The sequence below is a fragment of the Halomonas colorata genome (genome assembly GCF_014897985.1).
Classification (GTDB): Bacteria; Pseudomonadota; Gammaproteobacteria; order Pseudomonadales; family Halomonadaceae; genus Vreelandella; species Vreelandella colorata.
In genome coordinates, this window is record NZ_JABUZA010000001.1 from 45,158 (window position 1) to 54,687 (window position 9,530).

Annotated in this window: 15 protein-coding genes; 12 read left to right on the forward strand and 3 right to left on the reverse strand. The window is 57.4% G+C overall.

What is annotated here, in order from left to right; translation table 11 throughout:
* Window positions 1-2 precede the first annotated feature (2 nt).
* Entirely contained in the window at window positions 3-656 is a 654-nt protein-coding gene (locus INT33_RS00290; protein ID WP_193090845.1) for a hypothetical protein, read from the forward strand.
* Window positions 657-678: 22 nt separating this feature from the next.
* Here INT33_RS00290 and INT33_RS00295 read toward each other — a convergent pair whose 3' ends face one another.
* The 3 genes from INT33_RS00295 to INT33_RS00305 are packed head-to-tail and all read right to left on the reverse strand — an operon-like array spanning window position 679 to window position 1,545.
* Window positions 679-1,146 (reverse strand): MucR family transcriptional regulator, encoded by a 468-nt coding sequence (locus tag INT33_RS00295; protein WP_193090846.1) that lies wholly within the window; start codon window positions 1,144-1,146, stop codon window positions 679-681.
* Window positions 1,146-1,364, reverse strand: coding sequence for a helix-turn-helix domain-containing protein (locus INT33_RS00300; protein ID WP_193090847.1), 219 nt, complete (start codon window positions 1,362-1,364; stop codon window positions 1,146-1,148). The genes INT33_RS00295 and INT33_RS00300 overlap by 1 nt, the downstream gene beginning before the upstream one ends.
* Window position 1,365: 1 nt before the next feature.
* On the reverse strand, window positions 1,366-1,545 hold the full coding sequence (locus INT33_RS00305) for a hypothetical protein (protein ID WP_193090848.1): 180 nt from the start codon (window positions 1,543-1,545) through the stop codon (window positions 1,366-1,368).
* 307 nt (window positions 1,546-1,852) lie between these two features.
* Between INT33_RS00305 and INT33_RS00310 the strand changes: the two genes are divergently transcribed.
* From INT33_RS00310 to INT33_RS00360, 11 genes are all read left to right on the forward strand, one after another.
* The gene (locus INT33_RS00310; RefSeq protein ID WP_193090849.1) at window positions 1,853-2,335 is read left to right on the forward strand and encodes an N-acetylmuramoyl-L-alanine amidase; all 483 of its coding nucleotides are present in this window, start codon (window positions 1,853-1,855) and stop codon (window positions 2,333-2,335) included.
* A 27-nt stretch (window positions 2,336-2,362) separates the two neighbouring features.
* The gene (locus INT33_RS00315) at window positions 2,363-2,713 is read left to right on the forward strand and encodes a phage holin, lambda family (protein WP_226940017.1); all 351 of its coding nucleotides are present in this window, start codon (window positions 2,363-2,365) and stop codon (window positions 2,711-2,713) included.
* Entirely contained in the window at window positions 2,710-3,132 is a 423-nt protein-coding gene (locus INT33_RS00320) for a hypothetical protein (protein ID WP_193090850.1), read from the forward strand. The genes INT33_RS00315 and INT33_RS00320 overlap by 4 nt, the downstream gene beginning before the upstream one ends.
* Window positions 3,133-3,145: 13 nt before the next feature.
* Window positions 3,146-3,289 carry a hypothetical protein gene (locus INT33_RS00325; protein WP_193090851.1) on the forward strand — a complete coding sequence of 48 codons (144 nt, stop codon included), beginning with the start codon at window positions 3,146-3,148 and terminating at the stop codon, window positions 3,287-3,289.
* On the forward strand, window positions 3,279-3,593 hold the full coding sequence (locus tag INT33_RS00330; RefSeq protein ID WP_193090941.1) for a hypothetical protein: 315 nt from the start codon (window positions 3,279-3,281) through the stop codon (window positions 3,591-3,593). Before INT33_RS00325 ends, INT33_RS00330 begins: the two co-directional genes overlap by 11 nt.
* Window positions 3,593-3,955, forward strand: a complete 363-nt coding sequence (locus INT33_RS00335; protein ID WP_193090852.1) for an HNH endonuclease — start codon at window positions 3,593-3,595, stop codon at window positions 3,953-3,955. The genes INT33_RS00330 and INT33_RS00335 overlap by 1 nt, the downstream gene beginning before the upstream one ends.
* A gap of 103 nt (window positions 3,956-4,058) precedes the next feature.
* Complete coding sequence (locus INT33_RS00340) at window positions 4,059-4,523, forward strand: phage terminase small subunit P27 family (protein ID WP_193090853.1); 465 nt, start codon at window positions 4,059-4,061, stop codon at window positions 4,521-4,523.
* A 3-nt stretch (window positions 4,524-4,526) separates the two neighbouring features.
* On the forward strand, window positions 4,527-6,248 hold the full coding sequence (locus INT33_RS00345) for a terminase large subunit (RefSeq protein ID WP_193090854.1): 1,722 nt from the start codon (window positions 4,527-4,529) through the stop codon (window positions 6,246-6,248).
* The gene (locus INT33_RS00350) at window positions 6,248-7,522 is read left to right on the forward strand and encodes a phage portal protein (RefSeq protein ID WP_193090855.1); all 1,275 of its coding nucleotides are present in this window, start codon (window positions 6,248-6,250) and stop codon (window positions 7,520-7,522) included. The genes INT33_RS00345 and INT33_RS00350 overlap by 1 nt, the downstream gene beginning before the upstream one ends.
* The gene (locus INT33_RS00355) at window positions 7,512-8,210 is read left to right on the forward strand and encodes an HK97 family phage prohead protease (protein ID WP_193090856.1); all 699 of its coding nucleotides are present in this window, start codon (window positions 7,512-7,514) and stop codon (window positions 8,208-8,210) included. The genes INT33_RS00350 and INT33_RS00355 overlap by 11 nt, the downstream gene beginning before the upstream one ends.
* Before the next feature lie 12 nt (window positions 8,211-8,222).
* Complete coding sequence (locus INT33_RS00360; RefSeq protein WP_193090857.1) at window positions 8,223-9,479, forward strand: phage major capsid protein; 1,257 nt, start codon at window positions 8,223-8,225, stop codon at window positions 9,477-9,479.
* Window positions 9,480-9,530: the final 51 nt, after the last annotated feature.

Below are 9,530 nucleotides of genomic sequence, written 5' to 3' on the forward strand. Positions count from 1 at the left end.
GCATGGCATTGAGGAAAGAGGCGGGAACGATGGCGCGCGACTACCAGGCAATGAGCATCCGCACACTACGTGAGTTGGCGCGTAGTGCACACCCAGAGCATGACCCAGAAGCGGCACGGGTGTTTGTCGATCGTGTGCTGGATATGGAAGCCGAGCGCGTGACATGGCACTTGCATGAGAATAATGGCTATCAGCCGTTCAGCTCTGCGGCCAAGATGGGTGAGCAGCCCGGAGGCGGTACCGCTGCGGCTGAGCCGTTAGCCATTGCTTATGAGCGCGGTAGCCGTGTGCATGCTGGTCATGAGTTCGCCAAAGAGTGGCTGGAGTCGGCCCGCCTGCGCCCGCGTGCTCGCTTGGCGGTGCTGATACGGGCGGCAAAACTGCATCCGATGCCTACCCAGCAGGGGGCGCCCTGGGCGAAAGGGTACGATTTCATAGCGCAGCACTTGCCTATCTACTCGCGCATGTTGCAAATGGGGTCGCTCTCTACCATGGCGGAGCTAACCCAAGTTGAGGTAGTGCGTGTGACGGAAAAGGTGACATACCGCCGTGCCCGAAACGAGCATAAGAGCGTTCCAATTTTTGAGAAAGGGCAGGCACTTAAAGACGCTGCTCGGGATGCGCGGGTGCAGCTTCTGTTACTGGCGCAGCTGTAAGGCTCTTAACATCGAGGTCCCGCTAATCGTGGGGCTTTTTTGTTGCTCTGTATTGCTGCTGATACTCTCTGCGTTTCTCAGCATCTCTACCATCGGCTAATTTAGCTCCAGGCGGCAATTTCGAGTGATCGCCAGGGCGAATAGAGGCGACCATTTCGGATTGTCGCTTTTTATCAATTGGCGTCTTTGCTCTCCGGCCTGCTGTGCGCGCCGCATCAACGGCGGTATCGAGGTGGTCATAAGTGAGGCGACCTGATTCGATATAGCTATGCATCTGCTCGGATAGTTTTTCTCGCGTTGCCGTACCTGCCAGCGCGAACCGCTTAGGGATACCCCATTTCTGGCGATAATCGTTGTGGCTAATGCCGTGAGTTCGTGGCAGGTGAGTAGCTAGTGATTTAAACCATTGGCCGCATTCTAGGCACTGAATTTGAGGCCCGCCTGTGTAGGCATCTAACTCCTTGATAGTCTCGAATGGCGTCTCACGCATTACAGGGGGTCCCTGGGCTGGTCAATGATCAAGCTTTCAAGTGCCACCTGTAGCGGGTAGCTCATGTTTTTTCTAAAGCCAGATTTGAGGTGCTGCAGGTATTTACTGGTAACGCCCAGGCGATCAGCAAGCTCTTTCTGGCTACCCGCAACTTTAACGGCAGATTCAATCAGGCCCGGCGCTTTGGCCGGGTCATGGTGGAGTCTCGCGTCGATCATTTTAAAATGCCTTGCAGTAGTCGTTCCATAGCTGCTCAGAAACCACGTCGTTTTGTTGCCCGTCAATAGTGGTGCGAGTAGTGCTGCCGACTTCGGCTGTGTGGCCTTGCTCGTTTAACCATGCTGCGAATTCTTCGGCTTCGTGATGGTCGGCTGCGATTGCTACGTTGTATGTGGTCATATCGTTACTCCGTTGGGCTGGTTGTGTGCTGCGTTGATGAGTTAACTATAGGGTATCTTAGATACCTATGCAAGTGTTTTGTGGGAATATTTCCAACTTTTACTTAAAGAGAGTTTCTGCACGTTGTATTAACTCCACGATTGACCTACTATGTTTCTAGGCTGGCGCTAATTGACGCTAGCCGCCGCACAAGATAAAGCCTCGCCGGTCACCCCGGCGGGGCTTTTTGCTTTCCGCTGTTCCCTGTCGCGTGCCACCTGGTGCGCCTTGCCCCATTCGTGCGGGGCTTTTTATTCCTGAGGCACTCATGCGTTACATCACTATCCACTGTGCGGCCACCACGGCCAGCATGGACATTGGCGTGTCTGAGATTCGTGAGTGGCACCTGGCACGCGGCTTCCGTGACGTGGGTTATCACTACGTGATTCGACGTGATGGAACGCTTGAGCACGGGCGCCCAGAAAGCCAGACAGGCGCCCACGTTGGCGGCTACAACACCGGCAATATCGGCGTGTGTATGGCGGGCGGTGTGAAGGATGACGGCAAGACGCCGGAAGATAACTTCACGGCAGCGCAGTGGGCCGAGCTTGATCGGCTGCTTACTGAGCTACACGAACGCTATCCCGAAGCGCTCATCATGGGACACAACGGATTCCCTGGGCATGAGTCGCGTGGTTGCCCCTGCTTCGACTGGCGGACTTATCGCGATGGCCTGCACGACATGTGGGCCGACCAGCCCGAAGAGTGGCATGGCCACTGGATTGATGAAGTAGACGCAGTAAGCGCCTAACACTTCCCGACCGCTGAGGTGGTCAACATGAATACTCCAACCGAGCACGACGCAATGCCCAACAGAGATCCTAACAACTGGCAGGCGCTGCTTGATTTGCTGCTGGGCCTTTGGCCTCAGATTTATGCAGCAGGGCTGGCAATGCTGATTGCTCTGGTACGCGCCATCCATGCAGGAGGCCGACCCATGAAAAGCTTTCTTGAGGCCGTGTTGTGCGGCTTTCTTACGCTGTCTCTGATGCCGCTAATGGAGTACTTCGGCATGCCTCAGAACATGGCTGTTGCGGCGGGTGCTGCGATTGCTTTCCTTGGCGTTGAGTGGGTGCGCGAACGGCTGGATGCGCTCTACGAAATCATCATCGGTCGGTGGCTCAAATGATTAGCCGCATCCTGGGTGGCGCCATGCCGTGGCTGCTGGCGGCCTTGATAGCGCTGCTGGTTTTCCAGTTCCAGCAGGCCCAGCGCGTGGCGGTAGAACGCGATATGGCTGTACTGCAGGTAGAGCATGAGCAGGGCCGCGCCGACGTGATGCAGCAGCACCAGCGGTGGCAGCGCCAGCAGATACGCACGCTGAACGAATCGCTGGCCGAGCGTGACCGCACGCTGGACCGCATTGCAAACGACATCAGCGCCAGCACAGCAGCGCTGGAGCGGCTAGGAGAGACCGATGCAGAAGCGCAGGATTGGCTGGGTGGCTGGGTGCCTGGTGGTATTGATGACTGGGTGCGCCAGCTCCAGCGCTCCAGCGATTCCGATGGTGTACCAGTGCCCAGCGGTACCGGATCACCTGACAAGTGAGCTACCCGCGCCCATGCGTGTACTGGATAGCAATAAGGGCCTGCTGTTGCTGCTGGCTGAGTATGAGGCATTACGTCGCCGCGCTAACGCTGACCGCGTGAGTGTGGTTGAGATCGTTGGTGGTGGTGATCGAGGAGCTGTAAGCGATGAGCAATGACAATCCAATCTTGGTGATACAGCAAGAAGAGCACATGAGTCGGGCTAGCATTGGGCGCGTTTATGAAATGGCGGACCAGTTGCAGCAGTCGCTTGGGATAAAGGTTGCGTTCATTGAGAAGGGATTGAGCGCACAGGTTGAGCATGGCACCGCGGATCTTGTCGCGGCTATGCACGCCCAGACCGCAGCCATCAACCGCTTGGCAGAGAGCAATCAGCAGGTGATTGATTACCTGCTGTCACAAGAGGCCGAAGAGACCGGCGCCGATCTTGAAGGCCCCAGCTACTTGGACCCTAACGACTGATGCCAGCACGTACACCAACACCCTGCCGCGACAAGCTGTGCCGCCGCACCACGCGCCACGCCCACGGCTACTGCGACGAGCATGCAGACCAAGCCAAAGCATGGACGCGAGGCCGGGCAGGCCGTGGCCGCGGTGGCCGCACATGGCGTCGCATTCGTGATGCAGTCGCCGCGCGTGACCGTTACCTGTGCCAAGAGTGCAAGCGCCAGGGTAAAGCCACGCCGTTTGAGTCTGTTGACCACATCGTCCCAGAGGCTGAGGGAGGCGCCACAACGAGCGCTAACCTTGAGGCACTGTGCGGGCCGTGCCACACGGCGAAGACGCAGGCCGAAGCGTTGCGGGCCCGCCAGCGCGGCGGCTGACACAGGGGGGGCGGGTCAAATCTCTACAGCCCTCGTACGCGGACACCGCACCCTCAGGCTTATTTTTACGCGTGAGAAATAAGGAAAATTTTCTGGAGCCGGTATGGCCAATAGCAATGCCCCGGTTCGGGCGTCTGGCGGTGGACGAAAACGCAAGACGGACTTGAAACTGCAAAGCTCGATTTCGCGGATTGCGCCGCCGCCCGAGCTGATCGACGAGAACGCCGTCCGGCTTTGGAAAAGCCAAAGCAAGATTCTTATCGAGCGCGGCACCTTTGAGCCTGAAGACGCGCCGTTGCTGCTGGCCTACTGCAACAGCTTCTCTTACATGATTACCGCCGACCTGAAAATAACCGACTGGGCAGCCGATGACGGCGGCATGGTCGTGGCCACGTCAGACGGCAGCATCAAGAAAAGCCCCTATGTGGCAGCGCGTAACGATGCCATTGCGCAGCTATCGCGCCTGGGCTCGCTGCTTGGGCTGGACCCATTAACGCGGCTGCGCATGCTCGGCGCGAGTAATAGCGACGACGACGGCAACGAGGACGACGACTTTAGCGAGTTTTAAAACATGGCCGCATACCCCAACGTCAACGCGGCGCAGAAGTACGCGAGAGACGTTGTAGGCGGCCGGATCCCCGCATGCATATACGTTAAGCAAGCCTGCGCCCGACACCTCAACGATGTTAAGGCCAGCAAGGCCAAGAGCTACCCCTACAAGTTCGACCGCGATTTAGCAGAGCGCGTGTGCCGCTTCATTCAGAAGATGCCGCACACCAAGGACCGCTGGGCGCGATCAAAGCAACGCCTAGTGCTTGAGCCCTGGCAGCTGTTCCTGTTCTCGATGATCTTCGGCTGGGTACGCAAGAAGGATGGAACGCGCCGGTTCCGAGAAGCCTACATCGAGGTGCCGCGTAAGAACGGTAAGTCGATCATCGCCGCCGCATCAGGCCTCTACGCCTTCTGTGCCGATAAAGAATACGGCGCGGAAGTGTACTGCGGCGCGACCAGCGAGAAACAAGCCTGGGAAGTGTTCAAGCCCGCGCTGGCCATGGCAAAGAAGCTGCCCGCTCTGCGTAAGCGCTTCGGCGTCGTGGTCTGGGCTAAGAAGCTAGAGCGTGCCGACGGCAGCAAGTTCGAGCCGGTCATCGGTGACCCCGGCGACGGCTCCAGCCCTTCGATGGCCATCATCGACGAGTACCACGAACACCCAGATTCAAACCTGTACGACACGATGATCTCGGGCATGGGCGCGCGCCTTCAGCCGCTGATACTCGCGATCACCACGGCAGGCTTTGATATAGCAGGCCCTTGCTATGCACACCGCGAGCGCTGCATTGAAATGCTCGACGGTACCGGCGGGCAACCAGACGACGAACTGTTCGCGCTGATTTACACCATTGATGCAGGCGACGATTGGACCAGCGAAGAGGCACTGCTAAAGGCCAATCCAAACGCCGATGTATCGGTGGGCCTGGACTGGCTCAAGAGCCAGATCGCTACCGCCGTCGCCCGGGCACGCACCGCCAACCGCATCAAGACAAAGCACCTGAACGTTTGGGTCTCGTCGAAAGAAGGCTTCTTCAACATGGAGGCCTGGCGGAAGTGCGAAGACCGCTCGCTTACTGTCGCGCAGTTCCTCGGCATCGACTGCTACTACGGATTCGACCTTGCCCGTAAGTTGGATTTAACCGGCATGGTCCGCGTGTTCGTCAAACAGATCGACGGAAAGACGCACTACTACTGCATCGCGCCCACGTTCTGGGTACCGGAAGACACGGTATTTAACAACGATGACAGGCGCACCGCTGACCGTTACCAGGGCTGGGTAGAAGCCCAGCAGCTTGAGAGTACCGAAGGCGCGGAGATTGACTATCGCGAAGTGCTAGCGCAGGCGACCGAAGCCCACGAAGAAGCCCCGGCGCAAGAGTCAGGCATCGACCCACACGGCGCGGCGAACCTATCGCACCAACTGGACGACGCGGGCATGAATCCGGTGACGCTTCAGCAAAGCTACTCCCACATGTCCGACCCCATGAAAGAGCTCGAGGCCGCCATCATAAACGGCCGCTTTCATCACGACGGCCATCCAATCATGACCTGGTGCGTAGGCAACGTAGTAGGCAAATACCTGCCCGGCAATGACGACGTTGTGCGCCCCATCAAACAGGGCTCACACAACAAGATCGACGGCGCCGTGGCTTTAATCATGGCGATCGGCCGCGCAATGAACGCCGCGCAAACATCTGTCGAGGATCTCGACGACTTCATTAACAACATGGTGACCGTTTAATGGGACTCCTAACAGCCACGCGTCAGTGGATTGGCAAAACGCTACGCCTGACCGACGGCGGATTTTGGCAGTCCTACTATGGCGGCAACTCAATTGCAGGCAAAAGCGTTACGGCACAAACCATGCTGCAGCTATCGGCTGTATGGTCCTGCGTTCGCCTGTTGTCTGAAACTGTATCAACTCTCCCGCTTGGGCTTTATGAACGGGATGCAAAGGGTGGTAAGCGAGCGGTCTCTGATCATTCGCTTTATACCCTTCTGCATGACCAGCCCCACGCCGACCTAACCGCGGTCGAATATTGGGAGCTGGTTGTCTGCCATGTAGCGATGTGGGGTAACCACTACTCCCGCATAACCCGCAACGGCGCCGGTCACGTTGTTTCGCTTGAGCCGCTCTGGCCCGAGTTTATGAACGATCCCGACTACGACGAAGACGGCTACCTGGTGTTCGTATACAACGGCGCTGATGGCCGTGAAGAGCTGGGCGAAGACGAGATATTCCACGTCAAAGGCTTCGGCGTGAATGGTCGGGTAGGGCTGTCGGTCATTGGGGTGGCGCGTAACTCCATCAGCGTCGCCATAGCGACAGAAGAGACAGCCGGCAAGATGTTCGCTAACGGAATGCAAAGCTCTGGCTTTGTTCAGGCGGATAAGGTTCTAACGAAAGAGCAGCGTGATACGTTCAGGTCGAGCTTGAAGGATTTCACCGGCTCGAATAACGCAGGCAAGACACTGCTGTTAGAAGGCGGATTCACCTACCAGCCGCTGACCATGAAGCCCGAAGACGCCCAGATGCTACAAACCCGGGCGTTCAATATTGAAGAAATCTGCCGCTGGTTCAGGGTGCCGCCCTGGATGATTGGACACACCGAAAAAAGCACCACTTGGGGCACAGGCTTAGAGCAGCAGAACATTGCCTTTCTTACCTACTCGCTGCGCCCTTACCTAACGCGCATCGAGCAGGCGGTTAAACGCCAACTGCTCACGCCCGCCGAACGCAAGCGCTACTTTGCCGAGTTCAACCTTGAAGGCCTGCTGAGGGCAGATAGCGCAGGGCGCGCCGCTCTCTACAGCCAGATGTCACAAAACGGCATCAATACCCGCAACGAAATCAGGGCCAGAGAGAACCTGCCCCCAATGCCTGGCGGCGATGTTCTGACGGTGCAATCCAACATGATCAGTCTGGACGCGCTGGGCCAAAACACCGACGACCAGCAGGCTAAGGCCGCGTTTCGCGCGTGGCTTAAAGAAGAGGAGCAGCCGCGTGAAACGTAAAAAAGCATCGCTAAAGGTTCGAGACTTCGAGCTCAACATTAAAGCCGTCAATGATGACGGCTTTTTTAGTGGCTACGGCAGTGTGTTTGGCAATGCCGACAGCTACGGCGAAGTCGTCATGCCGGGCGCGTTCTCCAAAACCTTGGAACGCATCAACGCCTCTGGCCGCAAGGTGCCGGTACTTTGGCAGCACCGCCAGGGCGAGCCGATCGGCATTTACACCAAGCTCGAAGAAGACGAGCACGGGCTTTATGTCGAAGGACGCTTGCTTAAAGACTCAGTACGCCAGGCAGCAGAGGCGCACGCCCTAATGCAAGCGGAAGCAGTTTCCGGCTTATCAATTGGCTATTACGTCATTGATGACAGCTACGACGAGGTCGAGCGTGTCCGCCGCCTGAAAGAGGTGGACCTCATGGAAATATCACTGGTGACGTTTCCAGCCAATGACGAGGCACGCGTTGAGGCCGTTAAGTTCGCCATTGCGCATGGCGACTTGCCAACACTTCCAGATTTCGAGCGGTTCCTGCGTGAGGCCGGCTTCTCGAAATCGCAGTCTGCGGTGATCGCCAACCGTGGGCTGTCCCATCTGCTCCGGAGTGAGTCCGCGGGCGAGGCGAAGCAATCCAATCCCGAAGACCTCAAGGCGCTGCACAGCGCGCTATCAGGCTTCTCACTCCCGAAATTTTAAGGAAATACGCACATGGGTATGCATCAGAAATTACCGTATGGTCGCAATTTGAGCTTGAGCCGCAAGAATGGCGGCGGCAATAGCGACGATGACAATCAGGACCAGATGGACATTAAGAGCCTGATTGAAGCGCTCAACCAGCGCGATAAAGAGATCAAGGGCTTTTGTGAAAACGCCCAGAAAGAGATCAAGGAAACCGGCAAGGTCGCCGAGGACACTCACGCCGCGCTTGAGCTGTTAGCTAAAACCGGTAGTGAAATGCAAGAGCGGCTGACTGCGCTTGAGCAGAAGGGAGCGCGCCGTGGCAAGCAAACATCGAAGGCCAAAACCTGGGGGCAGTCGGTTGTAGATACCGAGTCCTTCAAGTCAATGGCTGATGGCCGCCTGGGTCGAACCGGTCGTATTGATGTTAAGGCCATCACTAGCGCGGCTGACTCTGCCGCTGATCTGGTCGTCACAGAGCGTCTGCCGGGCATCATTGCCCAGCCCGATCGCGCCGCGACTATCCGCGACCTGATCATGCCAGGGCGTACCACGTCCAACGCTATTGAGTATGTGAAAGAGCTCGGCTTTACCAATAACGCAGCGCCACAGGTAGAGGGAGCGGTCAAGGCTGAGTCTGATTTGTCGTTTGCTCTGGCTACCGCCAACGTACGCACTATCGCTCACTGGCTCCCCGCTACCAAGCAGATTCTAGACGATGCACCACAGCTGGCCAGCTACATCGATGGGCGTCTTCGTTACGGGCTAACCTATGTCGAGGAAGAGCAAATTCTGCTCGGCGATGGCACAGCCCAGAACATCCTCGGCCTAATTCCCCAGGCGACAGCCTATAACACAGCCCTTAACAAGGCAGGTGATACGCGTATCGATTCAATTCGCCACGCTATCTTGCAGGTGCGTTTGGCGGAGTACCGCGCAAGCGGCATCGTGCTTCATCCGAAGGACTGGGAGACCATCGAGCTAACGAAGACGAACGATAACGCATATGTCTTTGCCAACCCGATCGCCCAAACCCAGCCGCGCCTGTGGGGCCTGCCGGTCGTTGAAACTACCGCCATGCCTGAAGGGCAAATGATGGTCGGTGCTTTCAACATGGCTGCGCAGATCTTCGACCGCGAAACCACTACCGTTGAAGTGTCCACCGAAGACCGTGACAACTTCGTGCGCAACATGGTGACGGTGCGTGCCGAAGAGCGCTTGGCGATGTGCGTTTACCGCCCTGAGTCTTTCGTTGTTGGCGCCTTCCCAGATACCACTGGCGGCTAAACGGTTCTTCACCCACGTAACCATGGAGCAAGGCGCGGCAATGCGCCTTGA